Genomic DNA, 22,490 nt, shown 5'->3' on the forward strand with positions numbered 1-22,490 from the left:
GTGGAGTCACCCGAAGCCTTCCGAGCCCTGCCGAGGAGTCAACTGCCGTGTCGGACCCGAGCCGCCCCCGCTCCTCTCTCCGTACCGCCGTGGTCTGGGAGGTCCTCCGGGACGCCCTCGACCGCCGGGTCAAGGCCACGGGACGGGAGTCGCTGGACGTTCTCGACACCGGCGGCGGCAGCGGCAACTTCGCCGTGCCCGTAGCCCGGCTCGGTCACCGCGTCACCGTGGTCGACCCCAGCCCGAACGCGCTGTTCGCACTGGAGCGCCGGGCCGCCGAGGCCGGTGTCGCCGACCGGGTCCGGGGCGTCCAGGGCGATGCGCACGGGCTGTTCGACGTGGTCGAGCGCGGTGGCCATGACGCCGTGCTGTGCCATGGCGTCCTGGAGTACGTCGACGACCCGGCCGAGGGCGTGCGCAACGCGGTCGCCGCATTGCGCTCCGAGGGCGTCCTCAGCCTGCTCGCCGCCGGCCTCGGCGGCGCCGTGCTCGCCCGCGCCCTCGCCGGCCACTTCACGGAGGCCCGGCAGGCGCTGACGGACCCCGACGGCCGCTGGGGCACCGGTGACCCGATGCCCCGCCGGTTCACCGCCGAGCAGCTCACCGCGCTGGTCGAGGGCGCGGGCCTGAAGGTCGGTGCCGTGCACGGCGTACGGGTCTTCGCCGACCTCGTCCCCGGCGTCCTCGTGGACACCGAACCCGGCGCCCTCGACGCGCTCCTGAAGCTGGAGGCCGCCGCGGCCGAGCTGCCCGCGTTCCACTCCGTCGCCACCCAGCTGCATGTCCTCGGTGAGACGCAGGGTGCGCCCCAGGCCTGAGCGGACTGCCGTGACCCGCCGCTGATCAGGGCCTTGGCAGCGGATGGAGTACGCCACAAGACGCCCGATCGTGGGGTTTGCGCCGTATGATCGAGGTACACCACCCGGCATGACGGGTCGGCCGCCGGGGAATGGAAGCCTCAGCGAGCCGGGACGGTCATGGCGGTTCAGGTTGGCCAATTGGCGTAGAGGGGCGGGTTTCACGGGGGCGATTCCCTGCCTATCCTGAAGGGACCCCCCGGGTCGCCCCGGCGACTGCACGATGAGGAGGACTCCGTGCCGCTCTCGGAGCACGAGCAGCGCATGCTCGAGCAGATGGAGCGAGCGCTGTACGCCGAAGATCCCAAGTTCGCGTCGGCGCTTGAGGGAAGCGGGCTGCGCACGTACACCCGGCGGCGGGTCTACCAGGCGGTCGCAGGCTTCCTCGTGGGTATCGCGCTCCTCATGGCCGGAATGGTCGCGCAGCTGATCTGGGTCAGCGTGGTGGGTTTCCTCGTCATGCTGGGCTGTGCCGTACTCGCCGTCACGGGCTGGCGCAAGGGTCCGAAGCCGGGCGAGCAGCCCGCGGGCGCCGTCCGCAGCCCGGCGCGGCCGAAGCGCTCCATGATGGACCGCATCGAGGAGCGCTGGCAGCGCCGCCGGGACGAACAGGGCCGGTAGCCGTACGGCGGTTTCCGCGCCGCCGGCAGACACCCGCAGACAGACGAGATCGAGGGGCGACCACCACCGGTGGTCGCCCCTCGACGTCGTCTCAGCCCTGCTGTTGCGACGGCCGGCGCAGGCCGGCCCTGGCCGCCGCCCGTGACCGGAGCGATGCCCACCTGGCCGCCACCGCCCACACCACCCGCACCGACGAGCGGGGCAGGAACAGAGCCCGCAGCCGTCCGCCGGTGCCGGCCCTGCCGCGCAGCCCCTCGATCACCCGGCGCACGTCCTCGGCCGCGCCTGCCGCGGGGCGCGGCCGGGGAGCGTACAGCACCTGCTCCACCGCGTCCGCGACCCGGTGCACCGCGGCACCGGCCGCCGGGTCCAGCTGCCCGAGCCGGACGATCCGGTCGGCCGCCCTGCGCGGGGTCAGTGACTCGTCCGGCGGGATGCCGTGATCCCAGGCGCTGTCGGTCAGCTCCTGCCAGGCGGCCAGGGTGTGCGCCGCCGCGCCCTGCTCGGACCGGGCGTGCCCGCCCAGCCGCACCGACCGCACCCGCAGCCGCCACAGCAGCGGTGAGCACGGCACCGCCAGCACCACCAGCGCGGCCAGGCCGATCAGCAGATACCACCCCGGGCCCGACCCGGCGCCGCCGCTGCTCGGGGCCGCCGCGGCGGACGCGGTGTCGCAGCCCTGCAGCTTGATCAGCTGGGGCGTGCAGCTCTCGCTCGCCGAGGGCGCCGCCGAGGGCGCCGTGGACGAGTGGTGCGAGGGCAGGTCCTGGTCCGGCAGCGAGGTGCCGGGCGTGTCCGACTGGGTGTACGACGGCGTCGTACCGCGGGTCGGGGTCGGCTCGAAGCGGGTCCAGCCGGCGCCCTCGAAGTACAGCTCGGGCCAGGCGTGCGCGTCCTTCTGGCTCACCGCGATGGTGCCGTCCGCCTGCGGGGTGCCCGGCGCGAAGCCCACCGCGACCCGGGCCGGGATGCCGAGGGTGCGGGCCATCGCCGCCATGGCGAAGGAGAAGTGGACGCAGAAGCCCTCCTTCTTCTTCAGGAAGTTCGCGATGGCCCCCGGGCCGCGGCCGACCTCCACCTGGGTGTCGTACTGGAAGCCGCCGGTGACGGCGAAGTGGTCCTGGAGCTTGACCGCTTCCTCGTAGTGGCTCCTCGCGCCCGCCGTGATCTCCTTGGCGGTCTTGGCGACCACCTTCGGCAGCGTGGTCGGCACCTGGGTGTACTCCCGCTTGAGGACCGCGGGCGGCTCCGGCGCGGAGGACAGCTGCGCCGCGGTCGGCTGCACATCCAGGCTGGTCACCTGGTACGCCGCCCCGCGCGTGGTCTGGCCGTGGTCGCCGACCACGGCCATGCCGACCGGCTCGTAGCGCCAGCGTCCGCCGATCTTCACCCCGCTCGGCGGGTACGGCATCGGCAGCCAGTCCTGGGCGTACCAGTCCGCCGCCGTGACCATGGTCGTCACCGTGCTGCGCTTGACGTCCGCGCCGAGGCCGATCGGTGTGGGGAAGCGGTCCGGTACCCCGACGACGTGCCGCTGGGCCGGCTTCCAGGTGGTGCCGTCGAAGTCGTCCAGGGAGGCGATCCGCAGATACAGGCCCGAGGTGTCGTTGCTGCTGGTCTTCAGGGACAGCACCTGGCGGTCGTTGTCCGTGTTCAGGTTGTCGCGCAGCGCCACCAGCAGGTTGACCGCGCCGCCCCCGGTGCCCCGGCCGCTGCCCACCCCCACGCCCGTGCCGGCGGCGTCGAGCAGGCCGCCCTGCATCGCGGGCAGGACCAGCGGGACCATCAGGGCCACACCCAGCGCGACCGCGCCGATCCGGCGTCCCGTGCGCACCGGGGCCACCGCGCCGGCCTCGGGGGAGCCCGGAGAACGGGGAGCGCCGCCGAAGACCCGGCCCCACTGGGCCAGCCGGTCCCGGCCCTCCGCGAGCAGCAGCATCAGATAGCCGGCCGCCGCCACCAGGAACCACAGCCAGTCAGCCCCGCCATGGGACAGCCCGGCGGCCACCGAGTACAGCGCGAGCAGCGGCAGCCCGGCCGGGGCCGCGCTGCGGAAGGTCACCGCGAGCGTGTCCACGAGCAGGCCGATCAGCAGGGCGCCGCCGATCAGCATCAGCTTGATGCCGTCGGTGAGCGGCGCCGGTATCGCGTACTCGTTGACGTCGTCCGAGCCCTGCTGGAGCAGGTCGGCGAAGTGCCGGAAGGCGTCCGGGCCGGGGAGCAGCCCGATGACCGCGTGCTGCCGTGCGAAGACCAGGGTCAGCAGCACCAGCGTGGCCAGCGCCTGCGCCGCCACGGTCAGCGGCCGGCCCAGCGGCACCCGGCGGGCCGCCGCACCCACCCCGGTCTGCACGGCCACCAGCGGCACCAGCTGCAGCAGCCAGGTCGGCTCGGCCACCAGCGGCAGCAGCGAGCAGGAGGCCATCAGCGTGGCCGCGGCCGCACACAGCGCCAGTCGTGCCCGCCCGCTCATGCCCTCGCCTCCCCGCTCACGGCGGCCAGACCGGAGCGCTCCCGGTCCGCCCCCTGCCACAGTCCGTTCAGCGCGGCGCCGCGCGGCACGCTCAGTGCCGTCCAGCCCGCCTCGCGCAGCATGCGCAGCCGCTCGGTGTGCGGGTCGTCCGGCCCCGGCACGTCGGTCGACTCACGCACCCAGGTGTCCGGGTCCAGCACGAAGGCGACCGCACCGCCGCTGCGGCGGCTCATCTTGGCGACCGTCGCGGCCTGCTCCTCGTCCAGATCGCCCAGGAAGGCGACCAACAGGCCCTCGTTGCCGCCGCGCAGCACGTCGTAGGCCCGGGACAGGCCCGTGCCGTCGGAGTGGTCGATCACCGCGAGGGTGTCCATCATCAGCCCGGCCGCCTCCGCGGTCTCCTGGCCGGTCCCCGCGAACCCGTCGGCGCCCTCGCCGGGCACCACGCTGCCGCTGTCGGTCAGCAGCCGTACCGAAAAGCCCCGTTCGAGCATGTGCACCAGCACCGAGGCGGCACCGGAGACGGCCCACTCGAAGGCCGAGTCGGGGCCCGCGCCCTCGTAGGCACCGCCCCGGGTGTCCAGCAGCACGGTGCACCGCGAGCGCCGGGGCTGCTCCTCGCGGCGCACCATCAGCTCGCCGTAGCGCGCGGTGGACCGCCAGTGCACCCGGCGCAGATCGTCGCCGTAGCGGTAGCCGCGCGGGATCACGTCGTCCTCGCCCGCGAGGGCCAGCGAGCGCTGCCGCCCGTCGCCGTACCCCTGGGCCTCGCCGCTGAAGCGGACCGGGGCGAGCGGTTCCACGCGAGGGATGACGGTCAGGGTGTCGTACGCCGAGAAGGAGCGGGTCAGTTCGCACATCCCGAAGGGGTCCGTCAGGCGCAGCTGGAGCGGGCCCAGCGGGTACCGGCCGCGCAGGTCGGAGCGGACCCGGTAGGACACCTCGCGGTGGCCGCCCGGCTCCACCCGGTCCAGCACGAAACGGGGCCGTGGTCCGAGGACGTACGGCACCCGGTCCTGGAGCATCAGCAGGCCGGTGGGCAGCCGGGAGACGTTGTCCATCCGCAGATGCACCCGGGCCTCGCTGCCCGCCGGTACCCGCCCGGGGGCGAGCCGGCGGGTGCCGGCCACCCGGTAGCGCGTGCGGTACACCACGGTCGCGCAGATCAGCGGCAGCGCGGCCAGCAGCAGGCCGACCCGCAGCAGATCGCTCTGGCCCAGGACGTACGCGCAGATCGCGGCCGCGATCCCGGCAGCCAGGAAGGAACGGCCACGGGTCGTCAGACCCGCCAGGGCCGTACGGACGCCGCCCGTCTCCCCGCGGCCGGCCTCCGCCTGCCCGCTCCCCCCGGTGCTCATCACAGACTCCGCGGAGGCTGCTGGGGATACGCCGGGACGCCACGGCCGAGGCCGCCGAAGCCCGGTGCCTGCTGTCCCGGTGCCGCGGGCACGGCGGTGCGCTGGAGGATCTCCTGCACGACCTGCTCGGCCGTACGACGGTTCAGCTGGGCCTGCGCGGTGGGCAGCAGGCGGTGTGCGAGAACGGCGACGGCGAGCGCCTGGACGTCGTCCGGCAGCGCGTACTCCCGGCCGGCGAGGGCCGCGGACGCCTTCGCCGCGCGCAGCAGGTGCAGCGTTGCGCGCGGGGAGGCGCCGAGTCTGAGGTCGGGATGGGTGCGGGTGGCGGCGACCAGCTCCACCGCGTACCGCCGGACCGGCTCGGAGACGTGTACGGTGCGCACCGCCTCGATCAGCTTCACGATCTCGTGGGCGTGCGCCACCGGCTGCAGGTCCTCCAGCGGGCTCACTCCGCCGTGGATGTCGAGCATCTGCAACTCGGCCTCCACGCTGGGATAGCCGACGGAGACGCGGGCCATGAAGCGGTCGCGCTGGGCCTCGGGCAGCGGGTAGGTCCCCTCCATCTCGACCGGGTTCTGGGTGGCCACCACCATGAAGGGACTGGGCAGTTCGTACGTCTGCCCGTCGATGGTGACCTGCCGCTCCTCCATGGACTCCAGCAGCGCGGACTGGGTCTTGGGCGAGGCGCGGTTGATCTCGTCGCCGATCACGATCTGCGCGAAGATGGCGCCCGGCTTGAACTCGAAGTCCCGGCGCTGCTGGTCCCAGATGGACACCCCGGTGATGTCCGAGGGCAGCAGGTCGGGCGTGAACTGGATACGCCGCACCGAGCAGTCGATGGACCGCGCCAGCGCCTTGGCCAGCATCGTCTTGCCGACCCCGGGGACGTCCTCGATCAGCAGATGGCCCTCGGCGAGCAGCACGGTCAGCGCGAGCCGTACGACCTCGGGCTTGCCCTCGATCACGCCTTCCACCGAACCGCGCACCCGTTCCACCGTGGCGGTCAGATCTGTGAGGCTCGCTCGATCGTCATAGGTCGTCACCCGGCCCTCCTCGGCCCGTTCTTTCCGGGCCGACGCTGCTTGCGAAACCGGCCCACCCCGAAACACGGACACCACGCGGGAACAGTTCCGCGTGATGTCACACCCCGCATTCTTGCCGCCGTTACCGATTCGTGTCACTCGCCTGTGGACAACTGCCCGCACGATGTCGGTCTTACGTCTTTTTCGACCGCATTTTCGATACGGGGGCGCCGGGATGCTTTCGGGGCGGCCGGCCGGTGTGCCCGGTCAGGCCGGGTCGACCTCGCGCAGCGCACCGGTGCGCACGTCGAAGACGAAACCACGCACGTCGTCGGTGTGCAGCAGGAACGGCGAGGTGCGCACGCGCTGCATGGACTGGCGTACGTCCTGGTCGACGTCCCGGAAGGCCTCCACCGCCCACGCCGGGCGCTGGCCGACCTCCATCTCCAGGTCGTGCCGGAAGTCCTCGGTGATGGACTCCATGCCGCAGCCGGTGTGGTGGATGAGCACGACGCTGCGGGTGCCGAGCGCGCGCTGGCTGATGGTCAGGGAGCGGATCACGTCGTCGGTGACGACACCGCCCGCGTTGCGGATGGTGTGACAGTCACCGAGCTGCAGGCCGAGCGCCTTGTGCAGGTCGAGGCGGGCGTCCATGCACGCCACCACGGCGACCTTGAGAACGGGACGGGCGTCCATGCCCGGGTCGGTGAACTCGGCGGCGTACCGCTGGTTGGCCTCCACCAGGCGATCGGTCACGGTGCCGCCATTCGGTATGGCGCCTTCGGATCCAGTGGGAACTGCTGCAGAAGTCGTCATAGTCATGACGTTACTGGTCACGGCAGGGCCTGGCTTGCTGTGATAGGGGACAAAGAACGTCATCACGGCTTGTTGTGAGCCAACCCACAGGTGGGACGAACATGGTCCGGACGGGTGAACACCGTCGAATTGCGGCTCCCGCCGCGATGCGGTAGGCGACGCGCAGGCCGGTTGATTGACCGCGAGACACGGTGGACTAAAGTGGCGCGAAGCGGGAGACGCGGCTCTCCCTGCTGGTGAAACCCCCGGAGACCCCGGCTCACACCCGGGCCGTCTCCCCACGTGCGCGGCGCGTACGTACGGCTCGGCCTCCTCCCGCTCCCGGTCCGGCTGACGCTTCCGGCGCCGGCAGGCCTCCCCTTCGCGAGCTGGCGGGGACCCGGCGGTGCGTGCGTCATCGCGCCGGAAGAGTGAGAGGCCCCCTTGAGCCAGAGTCGACACGTCCCGGTGATGCTCCAGCGGTGCCTGGACCTGCTGGCGCCCGCCCTGGAGCGCCCGGGAGCGGTGGTCGTCGACTGCACCCTCGGGCTCGGCGGGCACAGCGAGGCGCTGCTGACCCGGTTCCCCGAGGCGCGGCTGATCGGCCTCGACCGGGACAAGGAGGCGCTGCGGCTGTCCGGCGAGCGGCTGGCGCCCTTCGGTGAGCGCGCCACCCTCGTGCACGCCGTCTACGACGAGCTGCCCGACGTCCTGCACCGGCTGCGCATCGCGCGCGTGCAGGGCGTCCTGTTCGACCTCGGGGTCTCCTCCATGCAGCTGGACGAGGCCGACCGCGGCTTCGCCTACGCCCAGGACGCGCCGCTGGACATGCGGATGGACCAGACGACCGGCGTCAGCGCCGCCGAGGTCCTCAACACCTATCCGGCGGGTGAACTGGTGCGCATCCTGCGCGCCTACGGCGAGGAGAAGCAGGCCAAGCGGATCGTGGCCGCGATCGTGCGCGAGCGTGAGAAGGAGCCGTTCAGCAACAGCGCCCGGCTGGTCGAGCTGATCCGGGACGCTCTCCCGCAGGCCGCCAAGCGCACCGGCGGCAACCCCGCCAAGCGCACCTTCCAGGCGCTGCGGATCGAGGTCAACGGGGAACTGTCCGTCCTGGAGCGGGCGATCCCCGCTGCGGTGAAGGCCCTCGACGTCGGCGGGCGCATCGCCGTGCTCTCGTACCACTCGCTCGAGGACCGGCTGGTCAAGCAGGTGTTCGCGGCCGGCGCCGCGTCCACCGCGCCGCCCGGGCTGCCGGTCGTGCCCGAGCGCTACCAGCCGCGGCTCAAGCTGCTCACCCGGGGTGCCGAACTTCCCACCGAGGAAGAGGTCGCCGAGAACCGCCGGGCCGCACCGGCCAGGCTGCGCGGCGCCGAGCGCATCAGGGAGGACGCCGAGTGAGCCGGACGGGTCGGTTGGATTCCCGAACTGACCGGGGGAGCCGTGAGTAGGAAACCCGCACTGAGAGGGCGGGCCGCGCGGCTCGCCCGGCTCTTCCCGGCCGGCCGCGCCCGGGCCGCCCGCACCCCGTTCGTCCTGCTCGTCGTCCTGCTGCTCGGCGGCGGTCTCATCGGGCTGCTGGTGCTGAACTCCGCGCTCAGCGAGGGCTCCTTCAAACTCGACGCCCTGCAGAAGGAGACGAGGAGCCTCACCGACGAGGAACAGGCCCTCCAGCGGGACATCGACGCCTACTCGGACCCCGCCGCCCTCCAGCGCCGGGCCCGCCGACTCGGCATGGTCCCCGGCGGCGACCCGGCCTTCCTCGACCCCGACGGCACCGTCAAGGGCGTACCGCAAGTCGCGAGCCCCGGGCCCGCCGCCCTCACCGCCCCGGTCGCCCCCGAGGCCATGGCCCCGGCCGCCGCCCTTTCCGCACCCCCGTCCACGCCCGCCTCCGCCCCACCGGCGCAGGGACAGCCCCAGCCCGTCCCCGCACCCTCCGCCCCGGCGGCGGCCGCACCCCCGCCGCCCACCGCCCTCCAGCCCATCCCCACCCCGACTCCCGGCAGGTGACGGAAGTGTCCGACAGGGAAGCGCCGCGCCGTCGTGTGCCGGGGCCTGTGCATGCGCTCGGCCCGGGTGGCGGTGCGGTTGGTCGCCGGTTCCGGTGCGGTTCGGGTGCGGCCCCGCGTGCGTCGCGCTGTCGTCCGGCGCGGGCCCGGGTGCGCGCCGTCCCCCAGTCCATTGCGACCCCGACTCCTGGCAGGTGACGGAAGTGTCCGACAGGGAAGCGCCGCGCCGTCGTGTGCCGGGGCCTGCGAAGCCGCCGCGGCCGAGGAGTGCCGTGCGGCGGCAGCCCGGGCCCGGTGCGCGTCCGGCCCGGCGGCCGAGCGGCGCACGGCCCCCGGCCCAGCGCCCCCTCCGGCTCGGCAGCGCCCGGCCCCGGCTGCGGATGGTCAGCCTGGCCCTGACCCTGGTGCTGCTCGCCTTCGTCGTACGGCTGCTCCAGGTGCAGGCCGTCGACGCCAGCGCGTACGCCGCCCGGGCCGAGCAGAACCGGTATGTCGTGCACACGCTGGCCGCCGACCGCGGCGGCATCACCGACCGCAACGGTGTGGCCCTCGCCATCAGCGAGGACGCCTACGACATCACGGCCGACCCCACGATGTTCAGCAGGAAGCAGCTGAAGATCGACGACGGGCCGGAGCAGGCCGCCGCGCTGCTCTCGCCGATCCTCGGGCAGAGCCAGGCCGAGATCGTGAACAGACTTCGGCCCAAGGACAGCAGCTCCCGGTACACCCGGCTCGCCACCCGGCAGACCCCGCAGGTCTGGAAGCAGATCAAGGACCTGAAGAGCGCGCTCGCCAAGAAGGCGGAGACGGACCACACCACCGCCAACGTGCTGGCCGGTGTCTTCGCCGACCCCAGCAGCCAGCGCGTGTACCCCAACGGTGACCTCGCCGCCGGGATACTGGGGTGGGTCAACTCCGACGGGCAGGGCGGCGGCGGTATCGAGCAGGAGATGAACAAGCAGCTGGCGGGCAAGGACGGCAAGATCCGCTATGCCCAGTCCGGCGGGCGCGAGGTGCCCACGGCCGGGTCCAACGAGACACCTGCCGTGCCCGGCTCCGACGTCGAGCTGACCATCGACCGCGACATCCAGTGGGCCGCGCAGAACGCCATCACCGACCAGGTGAGGAAGTCCGGCGCGGACCGCGGGTACGTCGTCGTCCAGGACACCCGCACCGGCCAGATCCTGGCCATGGCCAACGCACCCGGCTTCGACCCGAACAACCTGTCCAGGGCGGACGCGGAGGCCATGGGCAACGCGGCCCTCCAGGACGCCTACGAGCCCGGCTCCACCGCCAAGGTGATGTCCATGGCGGCCGTGCTGGAGGAGAACGCCGCGACCCCGCTCACCCACGTCGTCGTCCCCAACCGGCTGCACCGCGGCGACCGGCTCTTCTCGGACGACGTCGACCACGACACCTGGTACCTCACCCTCAACGGCGTCCTCGCCAAGTCCAGCAACATCGGCACCATCCTGGCCACCGGCCAGCTCGGCAGAACGCAGTCCGAGGCGAACAAGGTCCTCTACTCCTACCTGCGCAAGTTCGGCATCGGCAGCTACACCGGACTCGGCTTCCCCGGCGAGACCCCCGGCATCCTCTCGCCGTACCGGAAGTGGTCCACTTCGCAGCAGTACACGATTCCTTTCGGCCAGGGCTTCTCCCTCAACGCCCTGCAGGCCGCCTCCGTGTACTCGACCATCGCCAACGGCGGGGTGCGGATCCAGCCGACCCTGGTGCGCGGCACCAAGGGTCCCGACGGTCGCTTCACCCCCGCGCCCAAGCCCAGGAAGACCAGGGTCGTCAGCCAGAAGACCGCCGCCTCCCTCGCCCACATGCTGGAGTCCGTCGTGGACGACGAGCAGGGCACCGGCATCAAGGCCCGCATCCCCGGCTACCGGGTCGCGGGCAAGACCGGCACGGCCAACCGTGTGGATCCGGCCACCGGCAGGTACCACGGATACACCTCGTCGTTCGCCGGCTTCGCGCCCGCGGACAACCCCCGCATCACCGTCTACTGCGCCATCCAGAACGCCACCTCCGGCAGCTACTACGGCGGCCAGATCTGCGGTCCCATCTACAAGCAGGTGATGGAGTTCGCGCTGAAGACGCTGCAGGTGCCGCCGACCGGGGCGCAGCCCGCCAACCTGCCCGTCGACTACAAGCCCTGATCAGCACCTCGGAAACACCAGGAACCAGCCGTGACAACGATCACCCCGGAACCCGGGAACCAAGGCGCCCTGCGCCCCTCACTTCGCTCCGGAGCGGGTGCGCCGGGTACGCTCACCGCCGTGCCACACGCTGATCAGTCCCAAACCACCCAGAAGGGCGCTTCCGTGACATATCCGGGACCGCCGCGACCGGCCGAGGTCTCCGCCACACCCCTCGCGGAACTGGCCGATCAGCTGGGTGCCGCCGTGCCGGACGCCGCCGCCGAGATCACGGGGATCACCCACGACTCGCGCGCCGTCCGCCCCGGCGACCTGTACGCCGCCCTCCCGGGCGCCCGTCTGCACGGCGCCGACTTCGTCACCCAGGCCGCCGGCCTGGGCGCGGCCGCCGTGCTCACCGACCCGACGGGCGCCGAGCGCGCCGCCGCGACCGGACTGCCGGTCCTGGTCGTCGACGACCCGCGCGGACGGATGGGCGAGCTGGCGGCGACGATCTACGGCCGCCCCGGCCGGGACCTGCTCCAGATCGGCATCACCGGTACCTCCGGCAAGACCACCACGGCCTATCTGGTCGAGGGCGGTCTGCGCACCGCGAAGTCCACCGGTCTCGTCGGCACGGTCGAGATGCGCATCGGCGACGAGCGCATCAAGTCCGAGCGCACCACCCCCGAGGCCACCGACCTGCAGGCGCTCTTCGCCGTCATGCGCGAACGCGGCGTCGAGGCGGTCGCCATGGAGGTGTCCAGCCACGCCCTGGTCCTCGGCCGGGTCGACGGCTGCGTCTTCGACATCGCCGTGTTCACCAACCTCAGCCCGGAACACATGGAGTTCCACTCCGACATGGAGGACTACTTCCGGGCCAAGGCGCAGCTGTTCACGCCGGAACGCAGCAGGCTCGGCGTGGTCAACGCCGACGACGAGTACGGCCGCCGGCTCGCCGAGGAGGCGACCGTCCCGGTCGTCACCTTCTCCGCCGAGGGGCACCCCGACGCCGACTGGCGCGCCGAGCACGTCCAGGTCGGTCCCATGGACTCGACCTTCACCGTCGTCGGCCCGAACGGCGAGCGCGTCCACGCCAAGTCGCCGCTGCCGGGCCCCTTCAACGTGGCGAACACCCTCGCCGCCATCGTCGCCCTCGCCGCGGCCGGCCTCGACCCGCAGGCCGCCGCCGACGGCATCGCCGCCGTACCGGGCGTGCCCGGCCGCCTGGAGCGCGTGGACGCCGGGCAGCCCTACCTCGCGGTCGTGGACTACGCCCACAAGACCGACGCGGTGGAGTCGGTGCTCAAGGCGCTGCGCAAGGTCACCAAGGGCCGGCTGCACGTCGTCCTCGGCTGCGGCGGCGACCGTGACCGGACCAAGCGTGCCCCGATGGGCGCCGCCGCGGCCCGGCTCGCCGACACGGCCGTACTGACCTCCGACAACCCCCGCTCCGAGGACCCCCTCGCGATCCTCGCGACCATGCTCCAGGGCGCGGCCGCCGTGCCCGCGCACGAGCGCGGCGAGGTGCTCCTGTTCGAGGACCGGGCCGCCGCGATCGCCGCCGCCGTGGGCCGCGCCCGGGCCGGCGACACCGTGCTGGTCGCGGGCAAGGGCCACGAGCAGGGCCAGGACATCGCCGGCGTGGTCCGTCCCTTCGACGACCGCCAGGTGCTCCGCGAAGCCATCCAGAAAACCCAGGGATGAAAATCCAGAAGACCCAGGGGATGAACTTGTGATCGCCCTCTCCCTCGCCGAGATCGCAGCAGTCGTCGGCGGGCAGACGCACGACATACCGGATCCGTCCACGCAGGTCACGGGCCCGGTCGTCCGGGACTCCCGAGAGGTGGAGCCCGGCAGCCTGTTCGCCGCCTTCGTCGGCGAGCGCGTGGACGGCCACGACTTCGCGGCGCAGGTCGTCGAGGCGGGCGCGGTCGCCGTACTGGCGTCGCGCCCGGTCGGCGTGCCCGCGATCGTCGTCGAGGACGTCCAGGCCGCCCTCGGCGCCCTCGCCCGGCACGTGGTCGAGCGGCTCGGCGCGACCCTCGTCGCCCTGACCGGCTCGGCGGGCAAGACCAGCACCAAGGACCTGATCGCGCAGGTGCTCCGGCGCAAGGCGCCGACCGTGTTCACGCCCGGCTCGCTCAACAACGAGATCGGGCTGCCGCTGACCGCCCTGTCCGCCACCGAGGAGACACAGTTCCTCGTGCTGGAGATGGGTGCCCGCGGCATCGGGCACATCCGCTACCTCACCGGCCTCACCCCGCCGAAGATCGGCCTGGTGCTCAACGTCGGCACCGCCCACATCGGCGAGTTCGGCGGCCGCGAGCAGATCGCGCAGGCCAAGGGCGAGCTCGTCGAAGGCCTTCCGTCGGCCGAGGACGGCGGCGCCGCCCTCCTCAACGCCGACGACCCGCTGGTCAGGGCCATGGCCTCGCGTACCAAGGCGAAGGTGGTCCTTTTCGGAGAGTCGGCCGAAGCGGACGTACGCGCCGAGAACGTACGACTCACGGACAGCGGACAGCCCTCCTTCAGGCTTCTCACACCCTCCGGTGCATGCGATGTGACCATGCGCCTGTACGGTGAGCACCACGTGTCGAACGCGCTCGCCGCGGCCGCCGTCGCCCATGAGCTGGGCATGTCCGCGGAAGAGATCGCCACCGCGCTCTCCGAGGCGGGCTCCCTCTCCCGCTGGCGCATGGAGGTCACCGAGCGCCCGGACGGCGTGACCATCGTCAACGACGCCTACAACGCCAACCCCGAGTCCATGCGGGCCGCCCTGAAGGCGCTCGCGGCCATGGGCAAGGGGCGCCGCACGTGGGCGGTGCTCGGCCGGATGGCCGAGCTGGGGGACGAGGCGCTCGCCGAGCACGACGCCGTCGGACGGCTCGCCGTCCGGCTCAACGTCAGCAAGCTCGTCGCCGTCGGGGGGCTCGAAGCCTCCTGGCTGCAACTGGGCGCATATAACGAGGGTTCGTGGGGTGAGGAGTCGGTGCACGTGTCCGACGCACAGGCGGCGATCGACCTGTTGCGCAGCGAGTTGCGCCCGGGGGACGTCGTACTCGTGAAGGCGTCCCGTTCGGTGGGGCTCGAGAGCGTTGCCCAGGCGCTCCTCGAGACCGGTGCCGAGGGTGAGGTTGCCGCCCGATGATGAAGCAGATCCTGTTCTCAGGAGTCATTGGCCTCTTCCTGACGCTGGTCGGCACCCCGCTGCTGATCAAGCTCCTCGCCCGCAAGGGCTACGGCCAGTACATCCGTGACGACGGCCCGCGCGAGCACGCCAGCAAGCGCGGTACGCCGACCATGGGCGGCATCGCCTTCATCCTGGCGACGATCGCGGCGTACTTCCTGAGCAAGCTCATCACCGGTTACCCGCCCACCTACTCCGGGCTGCTGGTCCTCGGGCTGATGTTCGGCATGGGCCTGGTCGGCTTCCTCGACGACTACATCAAGATCGTCAAGCGGCGTTCGCTGGGTCTGCGGGCCAAGGCGAAGATGGCCGGCCAGCTGATCGTCGGCATCGGCTTCGCGGTGCTGTCGCTGATGTTCGCCGACGCGCGCGGCAACACCCCGGCCTCCGACAAGCTGTCGTTCATCACCGACTTCGGCTGGAAGATCGGCCCGGTCCTGTTCGTGATCTGGGCGCTGTTCATGATCCTCGCGATGTCGAACGGCGTGAACCTCACCGACGGTCTGGACGGTCTGGCCACCGGCGCCTCCGTGCTCGTCTTCGGTGCCTACACGTTCATCGGCACCTGGCAGTTCCAGGAGTCCTGCGCCAACGCGCAGACCCTGACCAACCCGGCCGCCTGCTACGAGGTGCGCGACCCGCTCGACCTCGCGGTGATCGCCTCCGCGCTGATGGGCGCCTGCCTGGGCTTCCTGTGGTGGAACACCTCGCCGGCGAAGATCTTCATGGGCGACACCGGCTCGCTCGCCCTCGGCGGTGTCCTCACCGGTCTGGCCATCCTCTCCCGCACGGAGCTGCTGCTGGCCATCATGGGCGGCCTGTTCGTCCTCATCACCATGTCGGTCGTCATCCAGGTCGGCTCCTTCCGGCTCACCGGAAAGCGTGTCTTCCGGATGGCGCCCCTGCAGCACCACTTCGAACTCAAGGGCTGGTCCGAGGTCCTGGTCGTGGTCCGATTCTGGATCATTCAGGGCATCTGTGTGATCGTCGGACTGGGCCTCTTCTACGCAGGATGGGCAGCGGACAAGTGACCTCCACCTCGGAGCTCTTCGACTTCCAGGGCAAGCACGTCACCGTCGCCGGGCTCGGCGTCTCCGGCGTCCCGGCGGCCAAGGTGCTGCACGCGCGCGGGGCGATCGTCACGGTCGTCAACGACGGCGACGACGCACGCGCGCGTGAGCAGGCCGCCGAACTGGAGGCGCTCGGCATCACCGTGCGGCTCGGCGACGGGGCCTCACTGCCGGAGGGCACCGAGCTGATCGTCACCGCGCCCGGCTGGCAGCCCGACAAGCCGCTGTTCCTGGCGGCCGGGAAGGCGGGCGTGCCGGTCTGGGGCGACGTCGAGCTGGCCTGGCGCCTGCGCGGGCCCGACGCGGCGCCCTGGCTGGCCGTCACGGGCACCAACGGCAAGACCACGACCGTGCAGATGCTCGCGTCGATCCTGAAGGCCGCGGGCCTGCGCACGGCCGCCGTCGGCAACATCGGCGTCTCCCTGCTGGACGCGGTCCTCGGCGAGGAGAGCTACGACGTCCTCGCCGTGGAGCTCTCCAGCTACCAGCTCCACTGGGCGCCCTCCCTGCGGGCGCATTCGGCCGCGGTCCTCAACCTCGCGCCGGACCACCTGGACTGGCACGGCTCCATGGAGGCCTACGCCCGCGACAAGGGCCGTATCTACGAGGGCAATCGGGTCGCCTGCGTGTACAACGTCGAGGACAAGGCCACCGAGGACCTGGTGCGCGAGGCGGACGTGGAGGAGGGCTGCCGGGCCATCGGGTTCACCCTCGGCACCCCCGCACCCTCCCAACTCGGCGTCGTTGACGGCATCCTGGTCGACCGCGCCTTCGTGGAGAACCGGCAGAAGAACGCCCAGGAGCTGGCCGAGGTCTCCGACGTCAACCCGCCGGCCCCGCACAACATCGCCAACGCCCTTGCCGCGGCGGCCCTCGCGCGTGCCTTCGGGGTGTCCGCCAAGGCCGTGCGCGAGGGCCTCAGGGCCTTCCGGCCGGACGCCCATCGCATCGCGCGCGTCGCCGACATCGACTCGGTGACGTACGTGGACGACTCCAAGGCGACCAACACGCATGCCGCCGAAGCATCTTTGGCGTCATATGAGTCGATTGTATGGATTGCGGGCGGTCTGGCGAAGGGGGCGACCTTCGACGAGCTCGTCGCCAAGTCGGCGAAGCGACTTCGCGGTGCCGTACTGATCGGTGCCGATCGCGCCCTGATCCGCGAGGCCCTCGCGCGACACGCGCCGGAAGTACCCGTGGTGGACCTCGACCGGACCGACACTGGGGCGATGCTCCAGGCGGTGACGGAAGCGAAGCGGCTCGCGCAGCCCGGTGACACGGTGCTGCTGGCCCCGGCCTGTGCCTCCATGGACATGTTCACCAACTACAACCAGCGCGGTGACGCGTTCGCGGCGGCGGTCCGCGAACTCGAAGCCTGACCCCGGCCGCCTGCCGGGCGGATCTTGGGAGGGACGCGTGGGACGGTCGACGTTCAGCGGAGGCGCCGATGCCCAGTAGCCGTACCGGCCGGCCACCCGTGCAACGGGCGTCCCGGCGTCCCGCCGTTCCCGGGTCCTCGCGCGACAACCCCGTACAACGGCTCTACACCCGCGCGCGAAAGGCCTGGGACCGCCCGCTGACCGCCTACTACCTGATCCTCGGCGGCAGTGTGCTGATCATCGTGCTGGGCCTGGTGATGGTCTACTCGGCCTCCCAGATCACCGCGCTGCAGATGTCGCTGCCGGGGTCGTACTTCTTCCGCAAGCAGCTGCTGGCCGCCGCGCTGGGCGGCGTACTGCTGTTCGCGGCCTCCCGCATGCCGGTGAAACTGCACCGGGCGCTGGCGTACCCGATCCTGGCCGGTGCCGTCTTCACGATGGCCCTGGTGCAGGTGCCGGGGATAGGGATGGCGGTCAACGGCAACCAGAACTGGATCTCCCTCGGCGGCTCCTTCCAGATCCAGCCCAGCGAGTTCGGCAAGCTCGCCCTGGTGCTGTGGGGTGCGGACCTGATCGCGCGCAAGCAGGAGCGGAAGCTGCTGACCCAGTGGAAGCACATGCTGGTGCCGCTGGTACCGGTCGCCTTTGTGCTGCTCGGGCTGATCATGCTCGGCGGCGACATGGGTACCGCGATCATCCTCACGGCGATCCTGTTCGGCCTGCTGTGGCTCGCCGGGGCGCCGACGCGGCTGTTCGCCGTGGTGCTGCAGATCGCCGCCCTGATCGGTTTCGTCCTCATCAAGACCAGCCCCAACCGGATGGCCCGGCTCTCCTGCATCGGCGCGACCGAGCCCAAGGCCGGCGTCGCCGACTGCTGGCAGGCCGTGCACGGCATCTACGCCCTCGCCTCCGGCGGACTCTTCGGCTCCGGACTCGGTGCAAGTGTGGAAAAATGGGGTCAACTGCCGGAAGCCCACACCGACTTCATCTTCGCCGTCACCGGTGAGGAACTGGGCCTGGCGGGGACGCTGTCGGTGCTCGCCCTGTTCGCGGCTCTAGGCTATGCGGGTATCCGCGTGGCCGGACGCACGGAGGACCCCTTCGTGAGGTATGCCGCGGGAGGCGTGACCACCTGGATCACCGCCCAGGCGGTGATCAACATCGGTGCGGTGCTCGGTCTGCTGCCGATCGCCGGCGTCCCCCTCCCGCTGTTCTCCTACGGAGGATCCGCCCTGCTGCCGACCATGTTCGCCATCGGGCTGCTGATCGCCTTCGCGCGCGACGAGCCCGCTGCGCGGGCAGCGCTTGCGATGCGGCAACCCCGCTTTGGTAGAAAGCGGGCGGGAGGTTCCGGTTCCGGCCGGGCGCCTCGGAGATGGAACACGATGCGACGGCGTGCCTCATCGGCGCGTTCGTCCGGAGAGCGGTGAATTTCGGTGCATGTCGTACTCGCCGGCGGGGGCACCGCGGGCCACATCGAGCCCGCGCTCGCCCTCGCGGACGCCCTGCGCAGGCAGGACCCGACCGTGGGGATCACGGCCCTGGGCACGGAACGCGGTCTGGAGACCAGGCTCGTCCCGGAGCGCGGCTACGAGCTGGCGCTGATCCCGGCGGTGCCGCTGCCCCGCAAGCCAACCCCCGAGCTGATCACCGTCCCGGGCCGGCTGCGCGGCACGATCAAGGCCGCCGAGCAGATCCTGGAGCGCACCAAGGCGGACGTCGTGGTCGGCTTCGGCGGTTACGTCGCCCTGCCGGGCTACCTGGCCGCCAAGCGGCTCGGCGTGCCCATCGTGATCCACGAGGCGAACGCCCGCCCGGGCCTGGCCAACAAGATCGGCTCCAGGTACGCCGCCCGGGTCGCCGTCTCGACGCCGGACAGCAAGCTGCGCGACGCCCGCTACATCGGCATCCCGCTGCGCCGCTCCATCGCCACCCTGGACCGCGCCGCCGCCCGTCCCGAGGGCCGCCACCGTTTCGGCCTCGACCCGAACCTGCCCACACTGCTCGTCTCCGGCGGCTCCCAGGGTGCCCGGCGGCTGAACGAGGTGGTCCAGCAGGTCGCCCCGTGGCTGCAGCAGGCGGGCATCCAGATCCTGCACGCGGTCGGCCCGAAGAACGAACTGCCGCAGGTGCAGCAGATGCCGGGAATGCCGCCCTATGTCCCGGTAAGTTACCTGGACCGGATGGACCTCGCGTACGCCGCGGCCGACATGATGCTCTGCCGCGCGGGCGCGATGACCGTCGCCGAACTCTCCGCCGTCGGGCTCCCGGCCGCCTATGTCCCGCTGCCCATCGGCAACGGCGAACAGCGGCTCAACGCCCAGCCGGTGGTCAAGGCCGGCGGCGGACTCCTCGTCGACGACGCGGAGCTGACGCCCGAGTGGGTGCAGCAGAACGTCCTGCCCGTGCTCGCCGACCCGCACCGGCTGTACGAGATGTCCCGAGCGGCAAGCGAGTTCGGCCGCCGGGACGCCGACGAGCTGCTCGTCGGCATGGTGTACGAGGCGATCGCCTCGCGCCGTTAGGACCGTATGACGAAAGGGCAGTGAGGGTGGCCGGACCGACTACCGCCGAGCGCGGTGAACGCCAGCAGGAGTCGTCCGGTCCGCCGCCCGGCCGACGGTCCGGGAAACTGCGCCTTCGTACGATCGTCATTCTGGCTGTGGCCGCCGCCGTGCTCCTCGGTGCCGGTACCGCCTGGGTGTTGTACGGCTCCTCATGGCTGCGCGTCGACCATGTGTCGGTGTCCGGCACGCGCGTACTCACGTCCGCCGAGGTGCGCGACGCGGCGGCGGTGCCGGTCGGTGCGCCGATGATTTCCGTCGACACCGAGGGCATCGAGGCACGATTGCGCCGGAAATTGCCCCGGATTGACGCGGTTGATGTAGTCCGTTCCTGGCCCCATGGAATCGGGCTGAAAGTGACTGAGCGCACTCCGGTTCTACTGCTCCGAAAGGGCGGAGACTTCACCGAAGTCGATGACGAAGGTGTCCGTTTCGCCACGGTTTCACAGGCGCCGAATGCCGTTCCGATGCTGGAATTGTCCGTCTCCCGCACGGGTTCAGGCGCCGCCGGCTTCCGGCGTTTCGGCACCGACCGGCTGGTGCGTGAGGCGGTCCGGGTGGCCGGCGATCTGCCGGCCGCCGTCGCGAAGCGGACCCGGACCGTCCAAATCCGTTCCTTTGACGCCATCTCGCTGGTGCTGGCCGACGGCCGCACGGTCCTGTGGGGCAGCGGCGAGAACGGCCGTGCCAAGGCACGGACCCTCACAGCTCTCATGAAAGCAGCTCCCGGCGCGCGGCACTTCGATGTCAGCGTCCCCACCGCCCCTGCGTCATCGCGGAGTTGACGCACATCAGCGCAGGCCAGCACCCTGGTTGGGCACTGCTACGGCTGATCACATAGGGTGAAAAGAAAAACGGGAGGTTCGGCGTGTTCGTTGAACGGGCGCCACTTGTCGACTTAGTGTCCTGTTCAGAAGACTCCAGGGAACAGACACACTGGTAACCCTAAACTTCAGGGTTAGGGTTCGGGTCGGCGCTACGGACCGTCCCATTCGGCATCCGTCGTCCCGGCGCGGGGCACCGCACGGCGGCGACAACGTAATTCGAGGCGAGAGGCCTTCGACGTGGCAGCACCGCAGAACTACCTCGCAGTCATCAAGGTCATCGGTGTCGGCGGCGGTGGTGTCAATGCCATCAACCGGATGATCGAGGTCGGTCTCAAGGGCGTCGAGTTCATCGCCATCAACACCGACGCACAGGCGCTGTTGATGAGCGACGCCGACGTCAAGCTCGACGTCGGCCGGGAACTCACCCGCGGACTCGGCGCCGGAGCCAACCCGGCCGTCGGCCGCAAGGCCGCCGAGGACCACCGCGAGGAGATCGAGGAGGTCCTCAAGGGGGCCGACATGGTCTTCGTGACGGCCGGTGAAGGCGGCGGCACCGGCACCGGCGGCGCACCCGTCGTGGCCAACATCGCGCGCTCCCTCGGCGCCCTCACCATCGGCGTGGTCACGCGCCCGTTCACCTTCGAGGGACGGCGCCGCGCGAACCAGGCCGAGGACGGCATCGCCGAACTGCGCGAAGAGGTCGACACCCTCATCGTGATCCCCAACGACCGGCTGCTGTCCATCTCGGACCGCCAGGTCTCGGTCCTGGACGCGTTCAAGTCCGCCGACCAGGTCCTGCTCTCCGGTGTCCAGGGCATCACCGACCTCATCACCACACCGGGTCTGATCAACCTCGACTTCGCCGACGTGAAGTCGGTCATGTCCGAGGCCGGTTCCGCCCTCATGGGCATCGGCTCGGCCCGCGGCGACGACCGCGCGGTGGCCGCCGCCGAGATGGCGATCTCCTCGCCGCTGCTGGAGGCGTCCATCGACGGCGCCCGCGGCGTGCTGCTCTCCATCTCCGGCGGCAGCGACCTCGGCCTGTTCGAGATCAACGAGGCCGCCCAGCTGGTCAGCGAGGCCGCCCACCCCGAGGCCAACATCATCTTCGGTGCGGTCATCGACGACGCCCTCGGCGACGAGGTACGGGTCACCGTGATCGCCGCCGGCTTCGACGGCGGCCAGCCGCCGGCCCGCCGGGACAACGTCCTCGGGTCGGCCTCGTCCTCGACGGCCCCCCGCCGCGAGGAGCCCGCCCCGGCACGCCCGGCCGAGCCCAGCCGGCCGGCCTTCGGCTCGCTCGGCAGCGTGACGCCGAAGGAGGAGCCGGAGCCGGCGCCCGAGCCGGTGCCCGACATCCCGGTCGCCCCGCCGGTGACGCCGGCGCCCCGGACCTACTCGGACAGCGCGGCCGAGGAACTGGACGTCCCGGACTTCCTCAAGTGATAGGACGGCGCGAGAGCGTGAGCGGCGCGCACTTCGCCTTCACCGACCGGTGGGGCGGGGTGAGCGCCGCTCCGTATGAGGAGCTGAATCTGGGCGGCGCGGTCGGCGACGACCCCGAGGCCGTACGGGCCAACCGGGACATCGCCGCCAAGACGCTCGGCCTCGACCCGGCCCTGGTCGTCTGGATGAACCAGGTGCACGGCGCCGATGTGGCCGTGGTGGACGAGCCCTGGGAAGACCGCCCGGTGCCCGAGGTCGACGCGATCGTCACCACCCGCCGCGGGCCCGCCCTCGCCGTCCTCACCGCCGACTGCGTGCCGGTGCTGCTGGCCGACCCCGTGGCGGGGGTCGTGGCGGCCGCCCACGCCGGACGGCCCGGCATGGTCAAGGGGGTCGTCCCCGCGGCCGTACGGGCCATGGCCGAACTCGGCGCCGAGCCCGGCCGGATCGTCGCGCGCACCGGGCCGGCCGTCTGCGGGCGGTGCTACGAGGTGCCGGAGGCGATGCGCGCCGAGGTGGCGGCCGTCGAGCCGGCGGCGCACGCTGAGACGAGCTGGGGCACGCCGGCGGTCGATGTGAGCGCCGGGGTGCACGCGCAGCTCGACCGGCTCGGGGTGTGCGACCGGGCGCAGTCACCGGTGTGCACGCTGGAGTCGGACGACCACTTCTCGTACCGCCGTGACCGCACGACCGGGCGGCTCGCGGGCTATGTGTGGCTGGACTGATGGG

The 22,490-nt window shown here is 71.7% G+C and carries 18 protein-coding genes; 14 read left to right on the forward strand and 4 right to left on the reverse strand.

What is annotated here, in order from left to right; genetic code table 11:
* The first annotated feature begins 47 nt into the window (after positions 1 to 47).
* Positions 48 to 818 carry a methyltransferase gene (locus tag ACIGXP_RS19860; protein ID WP_363219884.1) on the forward strand — a complete coding sequence of 257 codons (771 nt, stop codon included), beginning with the start codon at positions 48 to 50 and terminating at the stop codon, positions 816 to 818.
* Between the two features lie 276 nt (positions 819 to 1,094).
* Positions 1,095 to 1,478, forward strand: a complete 384-nt coding sequence (locus tag ACIGXP_RS19865) for a DUF3040 domain-containing protein (protein ID WP_363219885.1) — start codon at positions 1,095 to 1,097, stop codon at positions 1,476 to 1,478.
* A 91-nt stretch (positions 1,479 to 1,569) separates the two neighbouring features.
* On the opposite strand, the gene ACIGXP_RS19870 is transcribed toward ACIGXP_RS19865, so the two are convergent.
* The 4 genes from ACIGXP_RS19870 to ACIGXP_RS19885 all read right to left on the reverse strand — a co-directional run bounded on the left by ACIGXP_RS19870 (position 1,570) and on the right by ACIGXP_RS19885 (position 7,147).
* Complete coding sequence (locus ACIGXP_RS19870) at positions 1,570 to 3,951, reverse strand: DUF3488 and DUF4129 domain-containing transglutaminase family protein (protein WP_399769981.1); 2,382 nt, start codon at positions 3,949 to 3,951, stop codon at positions 1,570 to 1,572.
* Positions 3,948 to 5,309, reverse strand: coding sequence for a DUF58 domain-containing protein (locus ACIGXP_RS19875; protein ID WP_363220261.1), 1,362 nt, complete (start codon positions 5,307 to 5,309; stop codon positions 3,948 to 3,950). The genes ACIGXP_RS19870 and ACIGXP_RS19875 overlap by 4 nt, the downstream gene beginning before the upstream one ends.
* The gene (locus tag ACIGXP_RS19880; protein ID WP_363220260.1) at positions 5,309 to 6,352 is read right to left on the reverse strand and encodes a MoxR family ATPase; all 1,044 of its coding nucleotides are present in this window, start codon (positions 6,350 to 6,352) and stop codon (positions 5,309 to 5,311) included. Before ACIGXP_RS19880 ends, ACIGXP_RS19875 begins: the two co-directional genes overlap by 1 nt.
* A gap of 246 nt (positions 6,353 to 6,598) precedes the next feature.
* The gene (locus ACIGXP_RS19885) at positions 6,599 to 7,147 is read right to left on the reverse strand and encodes a beta-class carbonic anhydrase (RefSeq protein ID WP_399769984.1); all 549 of its coding nucleotides are present in this window, start codon (positions 7,145 to 7,147) and stop codon (positions 6,599 to 6,601) included.
* A 423-nt stretch (positions 7,148 to 7,570) separates the two neighbouring features.
* Between ACIGXP_RS19885 and rsmH the strand changes: the two genes are divergently transcribed.
* The 12 genes from rsmH to pgeF all read left to right on the forward strand — a co-directional run bounded on the left by rsmH (position 7,571) and on the right by pgeF (position 22,486).
* Entirely contained in the window at positions 7,571 to 8,527 is a 957-nt protein-coding gene (rsmH, locus tag ACIGXP_RS19890) for a 16S rRNA (cytosine(1402)-N(4))-methyltransferase RsmH (RefSeq protein WP_363220258.1), read from the forward strand.
* 42 nt (positions 8,528 to 8,569) lie between these two features.
* Complete coding sequence (locus ACIGXP_RS19895; RefSeq protein WP_363220257.1) at positions 8,570 to 9,139, forward strand: septum formation initiator family protein; 570 nt, start codon at positions 8,570 to 8,572, stop codon at positions 9,137 to 9,139.
* A 202-nt stretch (positions 9,140 to 9,341) separates the two neighbouring features.
* Positions 9,342 to 11,306: a penicillin-binding transpeptidase domain-containing protein gene (locus ACIGXP_RS19900; protein WP_399769988.1), complete on the forward strand. Its 1,965-nt coding sequence runs from the start codon at positions 9,342 to 9,344 to the stop codon at positions 11,304 to 11,306.
* A 165-nt stretch (positions 11,307 to 11,471) separates the two neighbouring features.
* Positions 11,472 to 12,992: a UDP-N-acetylmuramoyl-L-alanyl-D-glutamate--2,6-diaminopimelate ligase gene (locus tag ACIGXP_RS19905; RefSeq protein WP_399769991.1), complete on the forward strand. Its 1,521-nt coding sequence runs from the start codon at positions 11,472 to 11,474 to the stop codon at positions 12,990 to 12,992.
* A 28-nt stretch (positions 12,993 to 13,020) separates the two neighbouring features.
* Positions 13,021 to 14,436: a UDP-N-acetylmuramoyl-tripeptide--D-alanyl-D-alanine ligase gene (murF, locus tag ACIGXP_RS19910; protein ID WP_363218722.1), complete on the forward strand. Its 1,416-nt coding sequence runs from the start codon at positions 13,021 to 13,023 to the stop codon at positions 14,434 to 14,436.
* Positions 14,433 to 15,506, forward strand: a complete 1,074-nt coding sequence (mraY, locus tag ACIGXP_RS19915) for a phospho-N-acetylmuramoyl-pentapeptide-transferase (protein ID WP_363218721.1) — start codon at positions 14,433 to 14,435, stop codon at positions 15,504 to 15,506. The genes murF and mraY overlap by 4 nt, the downstream gene beginning before the upstream one ends.
* Complete coding sequence (gene murD / locus ACIGXP_RS19920) at positions 15,488 to 16,924, forward strand: UDP-N-acetylmuramoyl-L-alanine--D-glutamate ligase (protein ID WP_399769994.1); 1,437 nt, start codon at positions 15,488 to 15,490, stop codon at positions 16,922 to 16,924. Before mraY ends, murD begins: the two co-directional genes overlap by 19 nt.
* Positions 16,925 to 16,992: 68 nt before the next feature.
* A complete protein-coding gene (ftsW, locus tag ACIGXP_RS19925) occupies positions 16,993 to 18,354 on the forward strand; it encodes a putative lipid II flippase FtsW (protein WP_363218719.1) in 1,362 nt (453 codons plus the stop codon).
* A gap of 6 nt (positions 18,355 to 18,360) precedes the next feature.
* A complete protein-coding gene (gene murG, locus ACIGXP_RS19930; protein WP_351247096.1) occupies positions 18,361 to 19,449 on the forward strand; it encodes an undecaprenyldiphospho-muramoylpentapeptide beta-N-acetylglucosaminyltransferase in 1,089 nt (362 codons plus the stop codon).
* A 26-nt stretch (positions 19,450 to 19,475) separates the two neighbouring features.
* Positions 19,476 to 20,273, forward strand: a complete 798-nt coding sequence (locus ACIGXP_RS19935; protein ID WP_399769997.1) for a cell division protein FtsQ/DivIB — start codon at positions 19,476 to 19,478, stop codon at positions 20,271 to 20,273.
* A 279-nt stretch (positions 20,274 to 20,552) separates the two neighbouring features.
* On the forward strand, positions 20,553 to 21,761 hold the full coding sequence (gene ftsZ / locus ACIGXP_RS19940) for a cell division protein FtsZ (protein ID WP_363218717.1): 1,209 nt from the start codon (positions 20,553 to 20,555) through the stop codon (positions 21,759 to 21,761).
* Positions 21,758 to 22,486: a peptidoglycan editing factor PgeF gene (pgeF, locus tag ACIGXP_RS19945; RefSeq protein WP_399769999.1), complete on the forward strand. Its 729-nt coding sequence runs from the start codon at positions 21,758 to 21,760 to the stop codon at positions 22,484 to 22,486. Before ftsZ ends, pgeF begins: the two co-directional genes overlap by 4 nt.
* The last annotated feature ends 4 nt before the right edge of the window (positions 22,487 to 22,490 follow it).

This window comes from Streptomyces sp. NPDC053069, assembly GCF_044546895.1.
Classification (GTDB): domain Bacteria; phylum Actinomycetota; class Actinomycetes; order Streptomycetales; family Streptomycetaceae; genus Streptomyces.